This is a genomic window from Brevundimonas variabilis (assembly GCF_014199945.1).
Lineage (GTDB): Bacteria > Pseudomonadota > Alphaproteobacteria > Caulobacterales > Caulobacteraceae > Brevundimonas > Brevundimonas variabilis.
Genome location: NZ_JACHOR010000006.1, coordinates 251,810 through 272,602, shown reverse-complemented (window position 1 = coordinate 272,602; position 20,793 = coordinate 251,810). Strand labels below are relative to the sequence as shown.

Below are 20,793 nucleotides of genomic sequence, written 5' to 3'. Positions count from 1 at the left end.
TCCTCAAGCGCAAACCCGTCGACCTCATCCTCGTCGACTGCGCCATGCCCGAAATGGACGGTTACGACTTCGTCAAATGGCTCAGACGCGAGATGCCCTCGCCGATGTGCGAAACACCGGTGATCATGCTCACCGGGCACCCCATTTCCGCAAAGGTGTTCAAGAGCCGGGACTGTGGAGCCAGTTTCGTCGTGACCAAACCGCTGACTCCGTCAATCCTGCTCGAGCGGATTCGCTGGCTGTCGAAAGACACGCGTGCATTCATAAGCTGTGAAAGTTATGTCGGTCCCGATCGTCATGTTCGGAACCTCGGGCCCCCGCCCGGAACGACGGGACGCCGATCCGGCGATCTGTCGGCTGAGGTCGGCGAGGCGACGGAGGGCAATATGGATCAGTCGGCCATCGATGACCTGATGAAACCAAGGCGAGTGTCCCTATGACAACGGTCAAGATCACGCGGAGCAAGTCCAGCCTTTCCCGGAAGATGGCGCGTCCGGGCGGGAGAACCGTTCAGGAAGCCATCGACATGGCCGAAAAGGGTCTGGAGAGTCATCGCGAGGCCGGCATCGCCAAGATGACCAGCCTCCTGGTCCAGCTCGAGGAGGCCACAGCCCTGCGAAGCGCGGAAAGTCAGGTGGCGATCTATGCGCTGGCGGCCGATCTTCTTGATCTGGCGGGGTTCTTCGAAACAGGGCCCCTGTACACGGCGACCTTCAGCCTGTGCGACATCGCCGATCGCATGCAGGTCGACGGCACCTGGGACTGGCCGTCAGTCGCTGTCCATGTCGGTGCCATGCGTCTCATCATGAGCGACGGATGTCAGGCCAACAAGACGTCCGAAACGGTGCTGCAGGGTCTTGAGGCTGTGCGGCTGCGCATCCTGACCCACTGAGATCCGCCGCCCTCAGCGCCATAGCCACAGGGTCGCGGCCGTATAGAGCGCGATGCCGATCGTGAGGTTGAAGGGAAAGGTGATGGCGAGCGACGCGGTCACGAACACGCCCGTGTCGGCCTCGGGGGCCGCCAGCCGCATGGCTGCAGGGACGGCAATGTAGGATGCAGAGCCCGCCAGGATGGTCAGAAGCGCTGCATTGCCCAGATCCAGCCCGGCAAGCCGTGACAGCCCAAGCGCCATCGCCGCCGACAGGAGCGGGAAGCCGATGGCAAAGGCGACGACGGACGGCGTGAGCCTGCGTCCACCCTCCATCAGCCGGCGCGCCGCGGTCAGTCCGATATCCAGCAGGAAAAAACAGAGAGCTCCCTGGAATAGGGGGCCGACGAACAGCTCCAGCCGGACCATCCCGGCCGTGCCGGAGAGCATGCCGACCAGAAAACTCCCGAGCAGCATGACGGTCGCAGCCCCCACGAAAACCTCCTTCAGGACCGTGCGACGCTGGCCCGGGACGCCGCGACCCGCGCCATTGAGGAGCAGCAGCGCTGTGAGGATGGCCGGTGTCTCCATCAGGGCCAAGACAGCCGCCATATAGCCGCCCGATGAAAGACCCAGCGTCGCCAGGTGCTGCTGACCGGCGGCAAAGGTGACGACCGAGACCGAACCATAGGTGGCCGCCATCGCGCACACGGTCGACCGGTCCAGCCTCGGCAGTCGCTTCAGGAGCATGTAGGCGAGGAGGGGCATGAGGGCGCTGAGCGCCAGACCGAGCGCTGCGACCGCGAGGAAATCGCCGTTCAGGCCAGCCGTTCGGGCTTCCACGCCCCCTTTGAAGCCGATGCAGAACATCAGGTAGAGCGACAGCGCCTTGGCCACGGGCTCCGGGATCGACAGATCAGAGCGCGCAAACGCCGCAGCAGCCCCCAGAAAGAAGAACAGGATTGCCGGCGAGGTCAGCAGGGCCGCTGTTGCGGAGAGATCAGGCATGGGAGAATGGGCTCTGTCGATGGGATGCCTCCTCTGGCCTCGACCCGACCCTCGTTCCAGTTTATAGATGTAATGATTGCCATAACGGAGGCTAATGCCGTGTCCGCGCGTCAGGTCAACCTCGAGCTGGATCTCCTTCGCGCCTTCCTCACCGTTGTGGAGACGGGGAGCTTCACCCGAGCAGCCGGTCTTCTGGGCCGCACCCAGCCGGCCATTAGCCTGCAGATCCGCCGCCTTGAAGATCAGCTGCGTTCGCCCCTGCTGGATCGCTCTGGCAAGGGGATAGCCCTCACGACGGAGGGGGCAGGGTTACTGCCACAGGCGCGGCATCTGCTGCGCCTCAACGATGAGATCATCGCAACGCTCGGCGAGGGCGATCTGGAAGGCGAGGTACGGTTCGGTGCGCCCGAGGACATCGCAACCATGCACCTGCCGGGCATCCTGGGCGCCTTTGCCCGGAGCCACCCGCGCATCAGGCTTTCGGTGACGTGCGACTATACCGCCAATCTTCTGGACCAGATGTCGCGCGGATTGCTGGACCTGGCCCTGATCAAGCGGGAGCCTGTTGGTCCTGAGCTGGGCGTGCGGGTCTGGAGCGAGCCCCTTGTTTGGGTTGCGCTTGATCCATCGATCCTTGAGGCCTCTCCGTTGCCGGTCATCCTGGCACCTGCCCCGGATATCTACCGCAAGCGCGCGCTGGCCGCGCTCGAGGCCGCAGGGCTTTCCTTCCGTGCCTCGTTCACCTCGCCCAGCCTTGCAGGACAGATGGCAGCGCTCCGGGCCGGCCTCGGGGTCGGCGTCCTTCCAGCCGCGATGGCACCGCGGGATCTGAGTGTCCTGCGCGATATCCTGCCGCCGCTCAGCGACAGCGAGATCGCCCTGGTCTCGATGCGGGGCACGGGCGGGCCAGCGGCACTGCTGGCCCAGGAGGTGCTTCGCGCGCTGGAGCGCGGCCCCTTGCTGCCGTGATACGCGTATTTCAGGGACGAAGAGCGTTGTGCCGCCGATCACGCGATCGGCGGCACATCATTCAGGCCGGGTTCTGCTCGCCACGGGTCTTGATCCAGGAATAGGCCATGGATCCCCCGATCAGTCCGAGTGTGGCGATGAGAGACCACTGGGGTTCAAGGTAGGGCACAAGGGCCTCGCCCGTCATGTCCTTCCAGCCCTTGTAGAGCCCGAAGTTCCAGATGATCTTCACGCCGATCAGCACGAGCACCATCGACAGGCCGTACTTTAGATATTTGAAGCGCGCGACAGCCTCGGCGAGCATGAAATACATCGATCGCAGACCCAGGATCGCGAAGATGTTCGACGTGTAGACGATGAACGGATCCTTGGTGACGGCAAAGATCGCCGGCACGGAATCGACCGCGAAGATGACGTCCACGACCTCGACCATGACAAGGGCGAGAAAGAGGGGCGTTGCAAACAATACGAGCCGTCCCGAGCCTTTGGGATCGGGTTTCTTCACGAAGAAATTGTGGTTCTCGATCGTGTCCGTGATGTTCATCCGCTTCCGGAGGAATTTCAGAACCGGATTCTTGTTGAGATCCATCTCGTGATCGCCGCCGAAGATCATCTTCCAGCCGGTGTAGATCAGGAACGCGGCGAATATGAAGAGGACCCAGGTGAACTCGTTCACGATGGCAGCGCCGAGCGAGATAAAGATCGCCCGGAACACGATGGCTCCCATGATGCCCCAGAACAGCACGCGGTGCTGGTATTCACGCGGGACTGCAAAGAACGTGAAGATCATGCCGATGACAAAGATGTTGTCAAAGGCGAGCGCGGTCTCGAGCAGGTAGCCTGTAAAATACTGAAGGACGGCCTGCTGGTTCAGGTTGTCCGGGCTCATGTAGTAGAGCGGATCGGGCTCGTACACGAAATAGACATAGGCCCCGAAGGCGACGGCGATCGCCGAGAACGAAGCCCACATTCCAGCTGATTTTTTGGCGGAGACGACGCCATCCTTGTTGTTGACGACCCCGAGGTCGATCCAGAGCAACAGTCCGATGAACGCCAGAAAGGCTAGCCACAGCCAGATCGGTTGTCCGACATAGGTGGCAGCAAGAAACGAAAGGGACTCATGCATCCCGTACCCCTGATGTGTTGTAGAAGCGTCGCGTTACGCTATCCATACGGGGATCCGACATCGCAGCCGACGCCTCGACTGCCAGAGGGGCCCGGACCCGTGGAGATTGGTGTAATGGCGATAGATGTGCTGTAGGTCAACGCTTGGCCAGAAGAATAACGATCATCAGGCCTGCGACGGCATCTTTCTCGACGTCGCATAATACTGGCTCATGCGAGTCATGATGATTTCTTATTGGCGGCGCGGGACGTTTGGCTGCAGCTTGCTTGTGCGGCCCGGGCCCCTCTGACGATCGATGGCGATCGTGATGTCGGACCGCATCGGGTGCGCTCGATGACGGGGTCCGGCTGCATTTCCCCCAATCCGACCGAGGCTACGGCATCGAGCGCTCCCGACCAGAGAAGGAGAGGCTCAATGACCCGGAGTGGATATTGCTGAGCCTGTCACATGGCTGATGCACCAACCCGGGCACTGTCAGGACCTTGATCCGGAATTCGAGCGATCGGTCCTTCGCTGGAGAATCGCAAGATCTTCGCGGGCAGCCGTGAGCCTGAGCAGAAGGGCCAACTGACACTGATCGCCCGGCAATGCCGTGTTTCGGTCGGGAGAATGCGAATGGCCTGGCGGTCCCGTGCGGGTCTGCCAGCACGCAGCAACCGTGTCGCAGGGCGTTAGCCCTTGACCTCCCGAGCAATCGCACGGATTAGATCGCTTCATGCACATGCGAACCAACATCATTATGTCGATCGGCCTGGCGGCCTTGCTTGTGGCTTGTGGACAGGGGGAAACGCCCGCGCCGGACAAGGCGGGTGCCGGTGTCGTCAACCTCTATACCGCGCGCCACTACGACACCGATGCCGCGCTCTATGCGCGCTTCACCGAACAGACCGGTGTCCAGGTCAACGTGATCGAGGGCAATGCCGATCAGTTGATCGCCCGCATCACAAGCGAGGGTGCGGCCAGCCCTGCGGATCTGTTCGTGACAGCCGACGCCGGCGCGCTCTGGCGGGCACAGAATGCCAACCTGCTCCAGCCAGTGACGTCAGAGGTTCTGACCGCCGCCATTCCTGCCAACCTCCGCGATCCCGAGGGGCGCTGGTACGGTCTCAACCGTCGCGCCCGCATCATCGCCTACGACTCGACGAAGGTTCAGCCTGCCGACATCGACACCTATGAAGAGATTGCCTCGCCCCGGTTCCGTGGCAAGCTCTGCGTCCGCTCGGCCGACAGCGTCTACAACCTCTCTCTGGTCGGGGCGTTGATCGAGGCCTGGGGGCCGGAGCGGACCGGCGCGTGGACGCGTGGTGTCGTTGCCAACATGGCCCGTCCGCCTGAAGGCGGCGACCGTGACCAGATCCGCGCCGTCAATGCCGGGGTGTGCGAGATCGCCCTGACCAACAGCTACTACTATATCCGGATGGCGAACTCTGACGATGCTGCGGATCGCGACGTCACGACGAGGGTCAAGCTGGCCTTCCCGTCGCTGGACGGGCAGGGGGCGCATGTGAATATCTCCGGGGGTGGCGTCGCTGCCAATGCGCCAAACCGGGCGAATGCCATCCGTCTGCTGGAGTTCCTGGCATCGCCCGAGGCGCAGACCATGGTGTCGGCGGGCAACAACGAGTTCCCGGCCAGTCCGAATGTCCCGGCCCCGCCGCCGACCGATGCCTATGCCAACTTCAAGGCCCATCCGATGTCCGTGGCGACCTATGGCCCCCGTCAGGCCGAGGCTCAGAGCCTGATGAGCGCGGCGGGCTGGCGATAATCACGGCCGAGGCCAGAGCTGTTTCGGGCCCCCGCGCGCCACGCGTGCGGGGGCTGACGGTTTTGCGGCTGCTTGCCTTCCTGGCGGCAGCGGTCGCCATCGCACCCCTGATCGGTGTCGTGGCGGCCGCTTTCGGAGACGGTCGGGCGGACATCGCCGCTGCCGATCTCGTTCGCTACGCGCTGACGTCGATGGCTCTGGCTTTCCTGGTCGGCCTGTCCACGGCCGTGCTCGGCTCGGTGTCGGCCTGGCTGGTCGTGATGCACAGCTTTCCCGGGCGTAACATCTTCGCCTGGGCGCTGGCCCTGCCGCTGGCCGCGCCGGCCTTCGCTGTCGCCTATGCCTATGCCGACCTGTTCGATGTGGCCGGAGAGCTGAGGACCTGGATGCGCGCTGTGCCGGGCCTCGACTGGGGGCCCCAGATGCGCAGCCTGCCCGGGGCGGCGTTCGTGCTGTCCCTGGCCTTCTATCCCTATGTCTATCTGACGGTTCGCGCCGCGCTGGTGAACCAGTCGAGCCAGGCGATCGAGGCGGCCCGCAGCCTGGGGTGCTCTCCAACCCAGGCCCTTGTCCGGGTGGCCTTGCCCCTGCTGCGTCCAGCGCTCGCGGCAGGCGTCGCCCTTGCCGTCATGGAGACGCTGGCGGATTACGGAGCCGTCCAGTTTCTGAGCGTCCAGACATTGACCACGGGCGTGGTCCGGTCGTGGTTCGTTTACGGCTCGCTGGAGGCAGCAGCACGGCTGGCCTTGCCGCTGCTTGGGGCGGCGGCCCTGCTTCTGTGGATCGAGCGGCTCAGTCGCAAGGGGAGAACCGACGAGGCGGCGCGGGCCCGCTGGCGTCCGATCCAGCCTACCCCCCTGGAGGGCGGCCGTGGTCTTCTGGCGTTGGCCTTCTGCATCGGATTGCTGACACTGGGTCTCTTTCTCCCGGCGGGTTGGCTGGCGATCAAAGCGCTCGATATCAGCCCGGACTGGCCCCGGCTGGTGCGCGCGGCTTCCCACAGCCTCGGCCTCGGGCTCGGTGGTGCGATTGCGACGGTCATTCTGGCGACCTGTCTGGCGCTCTCGGCGGAACGGATGCCCTTCACGGCGCGCATCAGCAGTCTCGGCTACGCCACGCCGGGGGCCGTCATGGCGATCGGGCTTCTCGCCCCGGCCTCGCTGCTCTGGCAGAACGTCCCGGGCGCCGTGTCCGGGCTTGGCGTCGGCCTGCTCCTGCTGATCTATGCCTATGCCGCGCGGCTGATGGCCGCTGCTCTTGAGCCGGTCGAGGCCGGCCTGACGCGGGTCACGCCCTCCATGGTATCGGCTGCGCGTACCCTGGGGCGAAGCGAGACCGGGGCTGCGCTCGCTGTTCGTTTGCCGATCGCGTCCGGAGCCATGCTGACAGCCGTGCTGGTCGTCTTCATCGATGTGGTGAAGGAACTGCCTGCGACCCTGATCCTGCGGCCCTTCAATGTGGACACCCTGGCTGTTATTGCCGACAATTATGCCCGCGATGAGCGACTGCCGAACGCGGGATGGCCCAGTCTGATGATCCTTGCCTTGACGCTGCCCGCGGTGATCTGGCTGACCCGCAAGATTACCGCCTCGCGGCCCGGAGACCTGAATGGCCGACACTGACGCCATGGTTCTGGTGACCGGGGTCAGCCGGGTCTTTGGCCGGAGGATCGCGATCGATCGGGCCGACCTGACCCTGATGCGCGGCCGTATCCTCGGCCTGCTGGGGGCTTCGGGCTCGGGAAAAAGTACCCTGCTGAGGACGATCGCCGGGCTTGAGTCGATCGACGCCGGCACGATCGCCATCGACGGGCGGGTCGTGTCGACGCCTGGTCTGGCATTAGCTCCCGAGAACCGCAGGGTCGGGATGGTTTTCCAGGATTTCGCCCTGTTTCCCCATCTGACCGTGGCCCAGAATGTCGGCTTTGGCCTGAAGGGCAGGGCGGATCGTGATGCTGTGGTCGGCAGGCTTCTGGAGCGGCTGAGGATTGTCGACCAGAGCCAGGCCTTTCCCCATACCCTGTCCGGCGGGGAGCAGCAGCGCGTCGCCCTTGCCAGGGCTCTTGCGCGCGACCCGGCCGTCATCCTGCTGGATGAACCCTTCTCCAGCCTTGACGGGTCGTTACGCGGCGAGGTCCGTGAGGATCTGATGGAGACCCTGCGTGAAACCGGCACTTCTGCCATCGTCGTGACCCACGATGCCGAGGACGCCATGATCATGGCGGAGGATCTGGCCCTGATGGATGGCGGCCGCGTGATCCAGACGGGGACCCCGCGTGACCTCTATAACAACCCGACCTCGGTCGCCGCGGCCCGCTTGCTCGGCCCACTCAATCTTGTGGAGGCCAGGGTGCATCAGGGCGTCGCGACCTCGGTCCTCGGCCAGAAGTCTGCGATCCTGCCCGACGGTCCGGTGCGGATGGGGATCCGGCCGACCGACCTGCGACTGACCGGTCCCGCTCAGGGGCTTCAGGCCCGGGTGGCGTCCGTCAGCTTTGCCGGAGGCTATTGTGTGGTTCGCGTGAAGACCGACACGGTAGCGTTGTCTCTCCATCTCCCGGGCGAAGCCCCTCGGACAGGGGATGTCGTCGGCCTGACAGTGGATCCGGCACGGCTGATGGTGCTGCCAGATTAGGCATCCGGCTGCCCGGCCGGTCCACGCTTCAGAACCGTGTGCTGATCGTCAGCCGGGCATTCAGGGGCGCGCCTGTGGAGATGTTGGCGTTGTTGTGGGCATCCGGGAAATAGGTTTCATCGAACAGGTTCTCGATATTGAGCTGGACCTGAACCCGGTCTGACAGGTCATAGAAGGCGGCAGCATCGACACGCACGAAGCCGGGCAGGCGCGTAGTCGCATTGCTGGTCCGGATGGCCGCGAACTGGTCCGACTGGTGGGTTGCTCCCAGACCCAGGCCGAGGCGGTCGGTAACGTTGAACCGGTTCCACAGGCTGAACTGCTGCTCAGGGACCTGAGCCAGGCGGACAGAGTCATTGCCCGCGAGCACGGCGTCCTGCCACGCATAGCCGGCGCTGATCTGCCAGCGGTCGGTGATGTTGCCGGTCGCCGAGAGCTCAAGTCCCGTAGTCCGGGTCTCGCCCACATTGATGCTGAGCGCAGGGTTATTGGGATCGGGGGTCGTGGCATTGGTCCGGTCCAGCTGGAACAGGGCTGCTGTCAGGATCAGGTTCGGCCGGGCCTGCCATTTCAGACCGGCTTCCGTGTTGGTGAAGCGCTCCGGCTCGAGGTCTTCCTGGGCGCTCGTCAGGCTGAGGAACTGGTCGCCGGCACGCGGCAGGAAGGACCGGCTGTAGCTGGCATAAAGCGACAGGTCGGGTTGAGGCTTGAAGATCAGCCCGAGCCGGGGCGACACCTTTTCGTCGGTGCGCGCAAAGGGCCGGTCGACCGCCGGCAGGAAGTCGGTGCCGTCGATATCGAAGCGGTCGAACCTCAGGCCCGCGACGATGTCGAACCGCTCCCCGAGGCTGATCTGGTCCTGCACATAGGCCGACACGGTCTGGACGGTGGAAACCGTATCCCGGACCGGGGCACCGAAGGTCACGGTCGGGAAGACGGGGTTGGTCAGGCTCAGGGCGGAGTTCGAAAGGACCCCGTTTCGGCGCTGGTTCGCGGATGTCTGGTCGCCATACTCGAGGCCGAACAGCATGCGGTGATCCAGAGGACCCGTGCGGGTCTCCCAGAGGAGATTGCTCTGGACGAGGAAATTCTCACGGGTTGTCGGGTCCGTATAGGCCGACAGCGGCACCGTGCCCGTCTGGCTGGTCGCCGGACCACCGGGGAAGACGTTGGTGTAGAGCTTGTCGAAATCGCCGTAGAGCACCGTCGTTGACATCGAAAGGCCCGGTGCCAGGTCCCCGTCGATCCGCCCCTTCACGATGTGGGCTTCCAGCGTTGTCCGGTTGACGCCGGGCACGCCGAAGAACCGGTCGCGATACCCTTCGAGGGGACGGTTGTTGAGCGACGGCACGCCGCGGTCCGTGACCCGGTCATCATCGACATATTCGTAGGACAGGCCGGCACGCCAGCTGCCACCGAGGTCAGCCGCCAGATACGGATTCACCGCAAAACGCTTGCCCTCGTAGGCGTCCCGGTGATTGGCCAATTCCTCGTACATGGCATTGAGGCGGAAGGCGGCCCGGTCGCCGAGTGGCGTGTTGAGGTCGCCCGAAATGTCGTACGCCCCGAAACTGTTGGTCGAGACCCGAGCGTTGGCAAAGGCGCTGGCACCGTTGGGTGTCTTCTGGACGCGGTTTATGATCCCGCCACCACCCCCGCGACCGAAGATCAGGGCATAGGGGCCTTTCAGCACCTCGACGCGTTCGAGATTGTACAGCCCGCGGTAATACTGGACGTCGTCGCGCACCCCATCGAGGAAGAAGTCAGCGGTGGTGTTCTGGCCGCGCAGCGTGATCTGGTCGCGGTTGCCTTCGCCCTGTCCGACGGTCACCCCCGGGACATAGCGCAGGACATCGGAGAGGCTGTAGGCGGCCTGGTCGTCCAGTTGTTCGCGCGTGATCACACTGACGCTCTGGGGAACGTCGATCAGGGGCGTGTCGGTCTTGGTCGCCGTGACGGAGTTGACGGCGACATAGCCGCGCGTCTGCCCCGTGACGATGATCGTGCCCAGATCAGCCGCCTTCTCCTGCGCTTGGGTGCCCGTTGGCATGACCAGTGTCAGAGCGGCCGAAGCCAGAAGGAGACGCGACATGAACGAGAACCCGAGCTGAAGGGCGGTCGTGATACTGCGACACATTCCTAATTGCAAATACCAGATTGCCGCGCGCGGGGCAGGGTGCTGGCGGGCGACTGGAAAAACCCCTGCGATCCGATGCCACGCCGGCCAGACGTGTCGAAACTGGTGCCAGGGTCTGGCAGGCGATACGGCATCGCCCTTCATCAGTCCGGGATCAGGCGGCCACCATGCACAGTCAGATTGAGCTGCGGGACCTCGTACTGGACGTCGAGATCGGAACCTATGGTCCTGGGGATGTCGTCCCGGAGCGGCATCTTCTCGACCTGACCCTCACCATCGATGCTTCGCTCGTCTTCATCCCCGAAGACGGAATGGGCGCTGTCTTCGACTATGATCCTCTGATCGCCAGGATCGACCAGATTGCGAGGGCGACGCGCTTCGAGACTCAGGAGCGCCTGATCACACTCATCGTCGAGGCCTGCGCGGGTTATCTCGCGATCGAGGCCGTGGAGGTCTCCCTGCGCAAGACGCCCGTCCTGGCCGGAACAGGCACTCTGGGTGTGCGTCTCGTGCTGGATGGCGAGGGTCTTGCGCGGGTAAGGCGAGATCAGCGCGCGTGAGGCCGTGTCCGGGTCGCGCTGATCAGGGTGACAGCCAGACGCCTTGCCATTCACCTGCGCGCTCGAAGCGTGCCCGCCTGTGCTCACGGCCCAGATGCAGGACATCGATGGCGGTGATGCGGAGTTGCAGCACGGCAAAACGGGCGGGCTCCGCCAGCCTCGTGTAAGCCAGCCCGTCGTCAATCGGGCTTCCGGGAACGGGCGTTCCGCCATAGCTGGACCGGGATGTTTCCGGCACACGGGCCCAGATCTCGGCCACATCCGCTCCGGACGCGATCGTGACGTCGGCTTCTGCCCGGATCTGCAGATGGGCGGATCCATCCCAGACATGCAGGCTGGCGAACGGGGTTGCGTGCAACTCAGCCACCTTGGCGGAACGAAGATCCGTGTGGATGTCGAGCGTGCCCGAGAGGCGGTCCGCTCGGCGCAGGACCACTGTGCGGGCTCGCGGCCGGCCCTCCGGTGTAACCGTCGCAAGCGTCGGGTGCCGCGACGGCGAATGGCGATCACCAACGCCTCGGACAAGCCTTTGCCAGACCTGACTGTAGAGCGCGGGCAGATCCGACGCCCAGGGGTGCAGGGCGTCCGTCATTTGTAGACGTCCCGACGATCGCTGAACTGTCGGACGCGCTTGCGCCACGCCCGATAGCTGCCCGTCCTGAGGCGGCTGCGCATGAGCGCCTTGACCTCATCGGGGCCCATCCCGTGGAGCGCCCGGATATCCTCGAAACTGACATGGTCGCTCAGCGCCATCTCGATGATTTCGCTCTCGGTCGAAACATCGATCACAGGAGGGGGCATAAGCTCGAAGTTCCGTTCAAACGCATGTTGCGGCCAGGCGGTTTTCCGGGCTCGATACTATATCCTCAAGGGCATGAGCGGATTGCCGCGAGGACGGTGTGTCGCACTGGAGCCGTGACCGCTGGCCGTGCCGTGGGCAGCCGATCTGCACGCGCGCCTATGCCGCTGGTCTCAGGTCATCCAGCCTGGCGGCCTGTACGCAATGCAGGATGGTCGTGATCAGGAGCCCGTGCTCGATGGGCTTGGCCACAAAGCCGGCCGCCCCAACCTGCGACCAGGCCTCACGGTGCACATCGAGCACGTTGGCGGTCAGGGCGATGATGGGCGTCGCCGGGGCCAGGTTCTCGGCGATGATCTGTCGGGACGCTTCGAGCCCGTCCATGACGGGCATCTGCATATCCATCAGGATGACGTCGAACCGGTTCGTCCTGCAGTGGTCGACAGCGATCGCGCCGTTTTCGGCAAAGCTGATGACCGCCCCGAAGGGTTCGAGGACATGCGCGATGATCTTGCGATTCACCGGGTGATCTTCGGCCACAAGGATGGACAGCCCTGCGATGGACCCCGTGGGAACCTCGGTCGGATGCGCAGCCTCGACAACATCCGCGAGCTCGCAAGGCATCTGGGCGACGAAGCGTGACCCAAGACCGACTTCGCTGCGAACCACGAGGCTTCCGCCCATGAGTTCTGCCAGCCGTCGGCTGATGGCGAGGCCCAGACCTGTGCCGCCGAACCGGCGGGTGGTGCGGGCATCTGCCTGTTCGAAGACCTCGAAGATTGCGCCGAGGCGATCGGCCGGGATTCCGCAACCGGTATCCTCGACCTCGATCTCAAGCATGTTTTCGGCTGCCGACCAGTGTGCCCTGACGTCGATGTGGCCGTCCTGCGTGAACTTCACCGCGTTCGATACGAGGTTGAAGACGATCTGCTGGAAACGGAGCGGATCGAGATGCAGCGCTGACGGGACCGAGTCGTCGATGGTCAGTCTGAGGTCTGAGCCTGCCTGTTCTGCACGCTCCGACCATATCCTCTGCATGGCCTTCAGTCGCTCGGGCACATCGACCGACGCCGGGTTCAGCTCCATTTTGCCGGCCTCGATCTTCGAGAAGTCCAGGATGTCGTTGAGCAGGGCCACAAGGATGCCGCCTGAATCGAGCAGCATCTCGACCTGGTCACGCTGTGTTGCGTCCAACTGGGTGCGGTTCAGCGACTGACCTGCCGAGATGACGGCGTTCATCGGCGTGCGGATCTCGTGGCTTATGGTTGCCAGGAAATCGGATTTGGCGGAGCTGGCGATGTTCGCGCGCTCTGCAGCCGCGCGCGCCAGTTCATTCGCTTCCTTCAAGGCCTTGGTGCTTTGCGACCCCTGCCGGATCGTGACGCCCAGGTGAGTCATGTAGAGGATCCCGCCAACGGCAATCAGAAGGTCGAGCGGCTCGCGCGTCATGATCGACTGCACGATTGGCAGACCCAGAAAGTACAGGGTGTAGGGGATGATCGAAGCGATGACGAAGGCGCGAACGTCATGCATGTGGACGCTGACATGGAGCATTCCTCCAGCAAGCATCACCATTCCGAATACCATGCCGGCAGCATTTCCGGAAAACCAGAGGTAGATTGCCAGTGAGGCGTATACTGCAACGTTTACTGTAACGGAGCCGATCAGGATGGCGCGCAGGCGCGCAGAAGGCATGAAGCCCTCGTCCTGACGGAGCGGAGAAAAGAGCGTCGAATCAACAATTTGTGTAAGAAAAACAGCGAATAGCCAAGCGATCGGCCATGCTGAGGGTGCGAGGAACCATCCCGTCAGCGCGATGAAGCTCGCGATTGCAAGACGAGTTCTGAGTTCTCGCTGACGCGTAACGGCCAACCGGAAGTAACGCGACGGATCCGTGGACGGCGTGAACATGCCAAAGAACATAACGTCAGAACTAATAACAATGGTTTACCGAACGCCAATGGTCCTGGTCTCGTATGGATTGGGCGACGGTCGCAGGGCAGGCGGTGAGCCTCAGTCGGCTTGGCTTCGAGCCCTTGCCGCAGTAGCGGTTGCTGCGTTTCCAACGCCACGAACGCATTGTGATTGTCGATGCATCGTCCGGTCGAACCGAGTTAGGTAACAGTACCTAGGCGATTGTAACTTATCGATTTGTTCAGATCCTGCGCGCATCGGTCCTCAGCAGGAGTGCGTATGGATCTGACCATCCCCAGAAGACTGATCGAGCTCGGCGTGTCTGCCATGGCCATCCTGGCCAGCACTGTCGCCGTTGTTCTGGTGTCAGCGCCTCCGAGCTCGGCTTTCGTCGTGACAGCCGTCTTCCCACCCTGGTGGAGCGCTGCCGAGATCCGTCAAGCGGTCACGCCGATCGGTGTGGCTGCCTCGGTGGGGCGGACCGGAAATATCGTGACGATCTATGGCGGAGTCGACCTGCAGGCTCGCCTCCAGCGGGCCGGAGCCTGGCTCATTCTCGACCCTCGTCTGCTTAACTGTGGCCCCTCCCCGGAGCGAAACTGATGATTTTCCAGACCCGTGATCTTGCCCACCAGCGTGCCGTCGGGAGCACCGTGATCTTTTCGCTGTCCTGGGTGCTTGCAGCGGCTGGCCTGGCCCAGAGCCTGATGCTCGGGTCTGATCTTGTCAGGACTCTGTTGCCGGTCGTGCTTATCGCGGGGCTTCAGACGGTTGCCTGGGCAATGTTCCGGGCGCGCTCGATCGGGCGAATGCTTTCGGCCATCCTCCTGATGGCCCAGGTGTCCACACTGGTTGCGGCGCTCGCAGGCCATCCCTTCCAGACGGACATGCACATGGCCTATTTTGCAGCCCTGGCCGTCGTCGTGATCTACTGCGACTGGCGCGCCATCATCGGGGGTGCCGCAACCGTGGCCGTGCATCACCTCGTGCTCAGTTTCGTCTTGCCGGACCTGGTCTTTCCCGGGTCAGCGGATCTCGGTCGGGTCATCTTTCATGCCGTCATCCTGATCGTCGAGGCGGCCGTCCTGGCCTGGAGTGCGGCCAGCGTGACCGCCATGTTCGCAGCGAACGCGCTCAGTCAGGCCAAGGCGGACGAGGCCACGGCCCGCGTCGTTGATGCCTCTGCGGCACTGGCGGTTTCGCGTGCCGAAGCCGACCGCATCGCAGCAGAGAAGCAAATGCGTGATCTGGAGATTGCGCGCGAGCAGAGCCTGATCGTTGAACAGACCGCTGCCGGCCTCAGTGCCCTTGCCAGGGGCGACGTCACCTATCGGATCCCCGGGCGGTTCCCCGGCCAGTACGCCAAGCTTCAGGACGATTTCAACTCGGCGATCAGTGCGCTTCAGTCCGACCTGACTGTGATCGATGCCAATGCCCGATCCATCGTCTCTGGTGCCGGCGAGATCAGCTATGCATCCGACGATCTGTCCCGCCGGACCGAGCAGCAGGCCGCAGGTCTCGAGGAGACGGCTGCTGCGCTCGACCAGATCACCGCAACGGTAAACCGGACGGCATCCGGGGCCCGGGAGGCGTCTGCCACCGTCCAGGCGGCCCGAAGCGACGCGGAAACCAGTGGCGCGGTCATGCGGGAAGCCGTGTCCGCCATGGACGCCATCCATACGTCAGCTCACCAGATCACCCAGACCATCGGGGTCATCGACGAGATCGCCTTCCAGACCAATCTGCTGGCGCTGAATGCGGGGGTCGAGGCTGCGCGGGCCGGAGACGCCGGACGCGGCTTTGCCGTGGTGGCCTCCGAAGTCCGGGCCCTGGCCCAGCGATCGGCGATTGCCGCCAAGGAGATCAAGGTCCTGATCTCGAGCTCGACGACCCAGGTGAATGCCGGTGTCGCGCTGGTCGGCCAGACCGGTGAGGCGCTTCAACGCATCATGGGCCGCGTTGCCGAGATCGATGGCCTCGTGTCTGAAATCGCAGCTTCGACGCAGGAGCAGGCAACAGGGCTGCGCGAGGTCAACAGTGCGGTGAACATGATGGATCAGGTGACGCAACAGAATGCAGCCATGGTCGAACAGTCGACCGCAGCGAGTCAGAGCCTGACGACCGAAGCGGGTCAGCTGGTCAAACTCATCGCCCGGTTCCAGTTGGGCGATGTCGCTCGACAGGGATCTGTGCGTTCGTCCACCGGGCGTTTGGAGACACGGGCCGCAGCCTGATCCGGCTTTCGATACCGGCTCGGTCCAGTGTGAACCCTGCGGGCATCACGGTGGCTTGACGTCGACCGCCCTACCCGGCGCCTTTGCCCGCGCGCCGGGTCACACCTGCAGATCTCCCCGGCGGATCGCGGCATAGACAGCCTCTCCGCGCGAGTTGACCTCAAGCTTGCGATAGATGGCCTTGACGTGATTGCCGACCGTGAGCGGCGAAATGCCGAGGGAGCGCGCGGCCTCCTTGTAGCTCTGGCCGCGGGCGAAGACCCTGAGAAGTTCGATCTCCCGCGGGGTGAGATGCTCCACCCGCTGGTCCGGGTCCCCCACTCGCTCCGGCTCACGCTGGCGCAGGCGATCGAGGAGATAGACCGCCGCCGAGGCGCTGATGGGCGCACCGCCCATGAGGGTCACGTGGATACCTTCCAGGATGACCTCAGGAGAACTGTCCTTGAGCAGATACCCGTCCGCCCCTGCCGCGAGTGCATTGACCACGGTGTCACGATCGCCAAACGCCGTCACGACCAGCGTCTTGCACGCCGACCCGGCCTTCAACTCCGGAATGAAGTCGAGCCCGCTCCCGTCCGGAAGGCCGATGTCGGTCAGGACGAGGTCCGGATCCAGTGCAATCATCCCACGCGCCTCTGCGATCGAACTCGCCGTGGCGCATATCTCCATGGACGTTGAGGCCGAGATGATTTCCACGAAATGGGCGAGGACATCGGGATCATCCTCGAGGATCGCGATACGGCGGCGCGGCTCGATTTCGGTCATGGTTCCCTCGGAACAGGGCGCAGGATCAGAATGACATCGGTCCCGGCGTCGGACGCATCAATGGTCAGGCTGGCTCCGATCAGCGTGGCGCGCGTCCTCATGTTTCGAAGACCGTGGCCCGGGGTACTGGCCTCGCTGTAACCCTTGCCGTTGTCGCTGACATTCACGCGAACCGTGCCTGCCTCACCTCCGGGACCGACACCGATCTCGATCCGGTCCCCGCCGGAGTGTTTCAGCGTATTATTGACGGCCTCCTGCAGGATGCGGAAGACCTGAAGCACCACGCGAGGCGGATAGTCGGGCAGGGGCGTGTCCAGCAGGCTGTTCCACGTCAGGACGAAACCGGCCGCCTCGATGCGGGGTCGCACGCGATCCTGGAAGGTCGTCAGGGCAGACGCCAGCGACTCGCCCACCGAGTCCATGGAGTCGATCATCAATCGCATCTCGTCGATGACGGACTGCAATCCTTCGGCGATGGCGGCGGGCTCGGCCTTGCCGCGCCGGGCCGCGAGCAGCATGCCCATCAGCTGGCTGCCCAGTCCGTCATGCATGTCGCGCATGATCCTGCGCCGTTCGTCGTTGTGTGCCTGCAGGCGGACGCGGTCGTGTTCGCGGGCCTGCGCCGCCTGCAGTTCGATCTCCCGTTCGGCCAGTCGCTCGGCCAGATGGGCGTTCAGGTCCCGGGCGGACTGGAACAGGGTGAAATTCCGCTGAATGAAGGCGGCGACCAGAGCAAACAGGAGCACGGGCGCGGACTGGATCACATACTGGCCGCCGTTCAGGCCGAAATAGGTACCAAGCGCATCAAGCACGATGCAGACGGCCACCACACTGAGCAGGGCAGCCTCGATCCGGCGATCTTCTCGCACGCGGATGAAATGCCAGGCGAGGCGAAGTACCACGCCCACGCCCATCACAGTCGTGAAGACGGACCAGATCAGCGCAGGGGCGTCATAGCCCTCGGGCATGGGTCGATAGATCAGCCAGTAGGCTGAAACGAGCACCAGCGTGGTCAACGCCAGCACCGCCAACGGCTGAAGCCAGGGCAGTGGGCGGCGTGACCACGCATCGACAAAACAGAGAAGGGCCGTGGAGACCAGACTGTTGATCGCGAAGAAAGCGATCATCCTGATGGTGCCTCCCACTGGATAGTCCAGGACGAGCGCGTAGGCGGCCAGTGCGCTCCAGCTGAAACAAAGGATGGCCAGCCAGGCCGCAAAGCTGCGCTCGCGCGAGCGAAGGATTATCAACGTAGCCAGCAGACCGAGAATGAACGTCGTCCATCCGGCAAACAGTTGATACTCGCCCTGCTGCCAGAGACGGCGTGCAGCCCAGGGCTCGACCTGCTCAATCGGGGCCAGGATGGGTGGATAGAGGTCCGTATAGGGAAATCCGTCGCGAACGGTGATGAACGACAGGGTGTTGGCCCCGGGCCGAAGCAGGCCGGCGGGAATTCGCACCACCTGTCCCTTCTGGCCCTCAAACGTCTGACGGCCGAACTTCATGACGCCATCGGCGGCGATCACCGAGCCGTTGACCTGGATGATCATGTTGTCGACCTGATGATAGGCCAGCAGCCCGAGTCCCTCCGGGGGCACCTCGGCGACGGTGAAGTCGAGCATCAGCGACAGGTACACAGGGTCGCAGCACACGGTATGCGGCAGGGTGACAGGCTGGTGATCCGCCGCCGCCGCGGCCTCGGGCGTTGGCGCTGGCAGCTCCGAGAGCCGGATGTCGGTGAACGCGACACGGTCGAGCTCGGCGGATGGCGGCGTGCTCAGGAACGGCTGGTAGACGCCGAACCAGAAGATCGTCTGCACCACCAGGACGACGACGGCGAACAGCAGGAAGCTTTGCAGCAGACGGGTTTCGGTTTTCGCCATGCTGACGGAACTGGCCTTCGATACTGTCATGGGGTCGGACCGGGAATCGCTGAGAGTCACATCGTTCTATCCGAAAGCTTTGCTGTGACGGATTCGCCGGGCATGGGCGACCACCATAATCATGGTGGTAGCCGTTAAACATATCGCCGTTCTACATCGCTGTTCTCGGCCCCGCAGATAACCAGGTTGCAACGGGTGCCAGACTTCTGACGGACACCATGGTGTGTCGTTCTTTGGGAAAAAAGTGATGAAATTCCGTGTTTTGGCGTCAGCCGCTCTGGTTGCGTTCGTGGCTGGTCCGGCCTTTGCGCAAAACGCCGGGCTGAGGGCGGTCTCGGGCGAGATCAATCTGAGTGCCGGGTTCACGCCCGATCCGTACCGGGTCTCGGTGACCGCGGGCGGCAGCGTCGACGGGGCCCGTCTGCCCGGCTCGTGCACGGGCCGCATCAGCGACGCCCCCGATTTCGAGGTGACCTATTCTGCCGGCAGCCTGCCCCTCGTGTTCCGGACCGTGTCGTCGGAAGACACCACCCTGATCATCAACGGCCCGAGCGGCGACTGGTCCTGCGACGATGACAGCTACGGCGACGGCGATGCCGAGGTGCGGTTCAATCGGCCTCAAAGCGGGACCTACGACGTCTGGGTCGGGACTTTCGGCGGTGGCACAGCCTCGGCCACGCTGCTGATCACCGAGACGCCCTGACGCCCGAGGCTCAAGCGTGTTCAGGAGGGCCGGGATCGGGCAATCGCCCTGAGCCCGGCCTTCTTCGGTATGCCTGCTGTTCCTGCGGCCGCTCCGCTCGAGCTCGACGTCGACCGCAGCGGGAACGCGTCCGGTGGTCCACTAGTTTGTCAGTCGAGTGCCCGTCATGATGCCCCCGTTGGGACCAACGCCAGCGGGAACAGGGACGTCGCTTTTTTCGTAGTCGGCATTGATCTTGAGGCTTGCGTTCCCCGACAGCTGGATCTGGTTCGCGACCACGACGGTCCAGTCGCTCTCGCCGGCCGCTTCTCCGCTGCCGGTAACGCTCAGCATCCCCCGGCGCGCGTAGACCACGCCCAGCAATCTCTTGACCCGGCTGCCGGGGATATTGATGTCGGGCTGGTTGCCGGCGATCGTGGCCATGACCATGCCTGCGTAGGTCCCGCTCTTGCGACCGACCAGGTCTATCTGAATGTTTGGTCCTGTGAACTTTGGGTCGGAGCCGTGGTCAAAGAACAGAAAGACATCGTCGCCGATCAGCTTCGCCGACCCGAGGACGGAAAGGTCCTTGTAGAACAGATGCACGCCCGGCTGCAGGATCAGGGTGGTCGCGTTCCTGATGGTGATCGGTCGGCAGTGTAGTCCCGGCTCGAGATAATAGGTCGTGTTTTCGGGATAAACGATCGGCCAGGCCTGACCGTTGTTTGGATTCTGGGTGCGACAAGGCGTGAGCGATGGAAACACCATCGAAGAAAAGGGGTCCTCGATCGGAACCGCGCCCTGGTTCGCCGCCGGCGATATTCCGCTTCCCGTCGCGCCCTTGACCGTCTGGACGGCCGATGCCGTGATCCAGGCCGTGTTCCTGACGAGAATGTTGGCATTGGAATGCACCATGCAGTCCGGTGCCCTCAGCCGGGAGTCTCCGATGGTCAGAACGGAGTCCAGATCGTTGCCGCCGGTCCCGATCGCGCAAAGCGGGGTCTGGCCCACCGGGGAGGCTGTGGCGTCACCCGAGAAGTGCCAGCCGCCGGGCGGGAGCATGCTTCCGAAGAAGGATGGACGATGGCCATTCAGGGTCACGCGCAGGCGGCGACCGTACTTGTCCTCGATCACCGAATACGACGCCGTATAGGTCGGGGCTCCCGGCCACTGGCTCATCTCGGCCCGCACCATGTCCGCTGCCCGTTCTTCGGCCAGGACCTTGTCCGCCGCGAGAGTCAGCGAGCGCGCCCCGGCCAGGGCGGCGTTGTCAGCGATGGTCTGGAGCTGGGCCTGGGTCGATCGTACGGCCAACAGATCGACGGATCCGGCAACGATCAGCGCAATCACAGGCACAGCGAGGGCGAATTTGATCGCAATGGTGCCGCGACTGTCATCGGCAAGACGTCTGAAACAAACCAGGACGCCGTCCATTCGGAAGCCTCC

19 protein-coding genes are annotated in these 20,793 nt (G+C 63.8%); 10 read left to right on the top strand and 9 right to left on the bottom strand.

Annotated features, from left to right (window positions below):
- Both GGR13_RS16455 and GGR13_RS16450 read left to right on the top strand, forming a co-directional pair.
- Positions 1–440, top strand: a 440-nt coding sequence (locus tag GGR13_RS16455) for a response regulator (protein ID WP_183214677.1), incomplete at its 5' end; no start/stop codon positions are given.
- On the top strand, positions 437–892 hold the full coding sequence (locus GGR13_RS16450; RefSeq protein WP_183214676.1) for a chemotaxis protein CheE: 456 nt from the start codon (positions 437–439) through the stop codon (positions 890–892). The genes GGR13_RS16455 and GGR13_RS16450, both read left to right, overlap by 4 nt.
- Before the next feature lie 12 nt (positions 893–904).
- Here the strand turns inward: GGR13_RS16450 and GGR13_RS16445 are convergent, their stop codons facing one another.
- Complete coding sequence (locus GGR13_RS16445) at positions 905–1,879, bottom strand: sodium-dependent bicarbonate transport family permease (protein ID WP_183214675.1); 975 nt, start codon at positions 1,877–1,879, stop codon at positions 905–907.
- A gap of 99 nt (positions 1,880–1,978) precedes the next feature.
- On the opposite strand from GGR13_RS16445, the gene GGR13_RS16440 reads away from it, so the two are divergent.
- Positions 1,979–2,848 (top strand): LysR family transcriptional regulator, encoded by an 870-nt coding sequence (locus tag GGR13_RS16440; RefSeq protein ID WP_343060470.1) that lies wholly within the window; start codon positions 1,979–1,981, stop codon positions 2,846–2,848.
- A gap of 61 nt (positions 2,849–2,909) precedes the next feature.
- On the opposite strand, the gene GGR13_RS16435 is transcribed toward GGR13_RS16440, so the two are convergent.
- Positions 2,910–3,974, bottom strand: a complete 1,065-nt coding sequence (locus GGR13_RS16435) for a TerC family protein (protein WP_183214673.1) — start codon at positions 3,972–3,974, stop codon at positions 2,910–2,912.
- Positions 3,975–4,713: 739 nt separating this feature from the next.
- On the opposite strand from GGR13_RS16435, the gene GGR13_RS16430 reads away from it, so the two are divergent.
- From GGR13_RS16430 to GGR13_RS16420, 3 genes are all read left to right on the top strand, one after another.
- Positions 4,714–5,739: an extracellular solute-binding protein gene (locus tag GGR13_RS16430; RefSeq protein ID WP_246347928.1), complete on the top strand. Its 1,026-nt coding sequence runs from the start codon at positions 4,714–4,716 to the stop codon at positions 5,737–5,739.
- Between the two features lie 62 nt (positions 5,740–5,801).
- The gene (locus GGR13_RS16425; RefSeq protein WP_183214671.1) at positions 5,802–7,361 is read left to right on the top strand and encodes an ABC transporter permease; all 1,560 of its coding nucleotides are present in this window, start codon (positions 5,802–5,804) and stop codon (positions 7,359–7,361) included.
- Positions 7,348–8,373 carry an ABC transporter ATP-binding protein gene (locus GGR13_RS16420; protein WP_183214670.1) on the top strand — a complete coding sequence of 342 codons (1,026 nt, stop codon included), beginning with the start codon at positions 7,348–7,350 and terminating at the stop codon, positions 8,371–8,373. Before GGR13_RS16425 ends, GGR13_RS16420 begins: the two co-directional genes overlap by 14 nt.
- A 28-nt stretch (positions 8,374–8,401) precedes the next feature.
- Here GGR13_RS16420 and GGR13_RS16415 read toward each other — a convergent pair whose 3' ends face one another.
- Positions 8,402–10,465, bottom strand: a complete 2,064-nt coding sequence (locus GGR13_RS16415; protein ID WP_183214669.1) for a TonB-dependent receptor — start codon at positions 10,463–10,465, stop codon at positions 8,402–8,404.
- A 212-nt stretch (positions 10,466–10,677) separates the two neighbouring features.
- On the opposite strand from GGR13_RS16415, the gene GGR13_RS16410 reads away from it, so the two are divergent.
- Positions 10,678–11,070, top strand: a complete 393-nt coding sequence (locus GGR13_RS16410) for a dihydroneopterin aldolase (RefSeq protein ID WP_183214668.1) — start codon at positions 10,678–10,680, stop codon at positions 11,068–11,070.
- 22 nt (positions 11,071–11,092) lie between these two features.
- Here the strand turns inward: GGR13_RS16410 and GGR13_RS16405 are convergent, their stop codons facing one another.
- The 3 genes from GGR13_RS16405 to GGR13_RS16395 all read right to left on the bottom strand — a co-directional run bounded on the left by GGR13_RS16405 (position 11,093) and on the right by GGR13_RS16395 (position 13,564).
- Positions 11,093–11,662 carry a pyridoxamine 5'-phosphate oxidase family protein gene (locus GGR13_RS16405; protein ID WP_183214667.1) on the bottom strand — a complete coding sequence of 190 codons (570 nt, stop codon included), beginning with the start codon at positions 11,660–11,662 and terminating at the stop codon, positions 11,093–11,095.
- Entirely contained in the window at positions 11,659–11,871 is a 213-nt protein-coding gene (locus GGR13_RS16400) for a DUF2805 domain-containing protein (protein ID WP_183214666.1), read from the bottom strand. The genes GGR13_RS16405 and GGR13_RS16400 overlap by 4 nt, the downstream gene beginning before the upstream one ends.
- Before the next feature lie 157 nt (positions 11,872–12,028).
- Entirely contained in the window at positions 12,029–13,564 is a 1,536-nt protein-coding gene (locus tag GGR13_RS16395; RefSeq protein ID WP_183214665.1) for an ATP-binding protein, read from the bottom strand.
- Between the two features lie 498 nt (positions 13,565–14,062).
- Between GGR13_RS16395 and GGR13_RS16390 the strand changes: the two genes are divergently transcribed.
- A complete protein-coding gene (locus GGR13_RS16390) occupies positions 14,063–14,386 on the top strand; it encodes a hypothetical protein (protein ID WP_183214664.1) in 324 nt (107 codons plus the stop codon).
- Complete coding sequence (locus tag GGR13_RS16385) at positions 14,386–16,017, top strand: methyl-accepting chemotaxis protein (protein ID WP_183214663.1); 1,632 nt, start codon at positions 14,386–14,388, stop codon at positions 16,015–16,017. The genes GGR13_RS16390 and GGR13_RS16385 overlap by 1 nt, the downstream gene beginning before the upstream one ends.
- 99 nt (positions 16,018–16,116) lie before the next feature.
- On the opposite strand, the gene GGR13_RS16380 is transcribed toward GGR13_RS16385, so the two are convergent.
- Together GGR13_RS16380 and GGR13_RS16375 are read right to left on the bottom strand one after the other, a co-directional pair.
- Positions 16,117–16,782 carry a response regulator gene (locus GGR13_RS16380; RefSeq protein ID WP_183214662.1) on the bottom strand — a complete coding sequence of 222 codons (666 nt, stop codon included), beginning with the start codon at positions 16,780–16,782 and terminating at the stop codon, positions 16,117–16,119.
- Complete coding sequence (locus GGR13_RS16375; RefSeq protein ID WP_183214661.1) at positions 16,779–18,695, bottom strand: ATP-binding protein; 1,917 nt, start codon at positions 18,693–18,695, stop codon at positions 16,779–16,781. The genes GGR13_RS16380 and GGR13_RS16375 overlap by 4 nt, the downstream gene beginning before the upstream one ends.
- Before the next feature lie 217 nt (positions 18,696–18,912).
- Between GGR13_RS16375 and GGR13_RS16370 the strand changes: the two genes are divergently transcribed.
- Positions 18,913–19,368 (top strand): peptidase S1, encoded by a 456-nt coding sequence (locus GGR13_RS16370; protein WP_183214660.1) that lies wholly within the window; start codon positions 18,913–18,915, stop codon positions 19,366–19,368.
- A gap of 141 nt (positions 19,369–19,509) precedes the next feature.
- On the opposite strand, the gene GGR13_RS16365 is transcribed toward GGR13_RS16370, so the two are convergent.
- Complete coding sequence (locus GGR13_RS16365) at positions 19,510–20,781, bottom strand: TadE/TadG family type IV pilus assembly protein (RefSeq protein ID WP_183214659.1); 1,272 nt, start codon at positions 20,779–20,781, stop codon at positions 19,510–19,512.
- Positions 20,782–20,793 lie beyond the last annotated feature (12 nt).

Excerpts from the sequence above, each read along its gene's own strand:
- GGR13_RS16380 (WP_183214662.1), bottom strand. The coding sequence starts at position 16,782 with ATGACCGAAATCGAGCCGCGCCGCCGTATCGCGATCCTCGAGGATGAT.
- GGR13_RS16445 (WP_183214675.1), bottom strand. The coding sequence starts at position 1,879 with ATGCCTGATCTCTCCGCAACAGCGGCCCTGCTGACCTCGCCGGCAATC.
- GGR13_RS16370 (WP_183214660.1), top strand. The coding sequence starts at position 18,913 with ATGAAATTCCGTGTTTTGGCGTCAGCCGCTCTGGTTGCGTTCGTGGCT.
- GGR13_RS16450 (WP_183214676.1), top strand. The coding sequence starts at position 437 with ATGACAACGGTCAAGATCACGCGGAGCAAGTCCAGCCTTTCCCGGAAG.
- GGR13_RS16390 (WP_183214664.1), top strand. The coding sequence starts at position 14,063 with ATGGATCTGACCATCCCCAGAAGACTGATCGAGCTCGGCGTGTCTGCC.
- GGR13_RS16400 (WP_183214666.1), bottom strand. The coding sequence starts at position 11,871 with ATGCCCCCTCCTGTGATCGATGTTTCGACCGAGAGCGAAATCATCGAG.
- GGR13_RS16385 (WP_183214663.1), top strand. The coding sequence starts at position 14,386 with ATGATTTTCCAGACCCGTGATCTTGCCCACCAGCGTGCCGTCGGGAGC.
- GGR13_RS16430 (WP_246347928.1), top strand. The coding sequence starts at position 4,714 with ATGTCGATCGGCCTGGCGGCCTTGCTTGTGGCTTGTGGACAGGGGGAA.
- GGR13_RS16395 (WP_183214665.1), bottom strand. The coding sequence starts at position 13,564 with ATGCCTTCTGCGCGCCTGCGCGCCATCCTGATCGGCTCCGTTACAGTA.
- GGR13_RS16420 (WP_183214670.1), top strand. The coding sequence starts at position 7,348 with ATGGCCGACACTGACGCCATGGTTCTGGTGACCGGGGTCAGCCGGGTC.
- GGR13_RS16435 (WP_183214673.1), bottom strand. The coding sequence starts at position 3,974 with ATGCATGAGTCCCTTTCGTTTCTTGCTGCCACCTATGTCGGACAACCG.
- GGR13_RS16415 (WP_183214669.1), bottom strand. The coding sequence starts at position 10,465 with ATGTCGCGTCTCCTTCTGGCTTCGGCCGCTCTGACACTGGTCATGCCA.
- GGR13_RS16405 (WP_183214667.1), bottom strand. The coding sequence starts at position 11,662 with ATGACGGACGCCCTGCACCCCTGGGCGTCGGATCTGCCCGCGCTCTAC.
- GGR13_RS16410 (WP_183214668.1), top strand. The coding sequence starts at position 10,678 with ATGCACAGTCAGATTGAGCTGCGGGACCTCGTACTGGACGTCGAGATC.
- GGR13_RS16365 (WP_183214659.1), bottom strand. The coding sequence starts at position 20,781 with ATGGACGGCGTCCTGGTTTGTTTCAGACGTCTTGCCGATGACAGTCGC.
- GGR13_RS16375 (WP_183214661.1), bottom strand. The coding sequence starts at position 18,695 with ATGACAGTATCGAAGGCCAGTTCCGTCAGCATGGCGAAAACCGAAACC.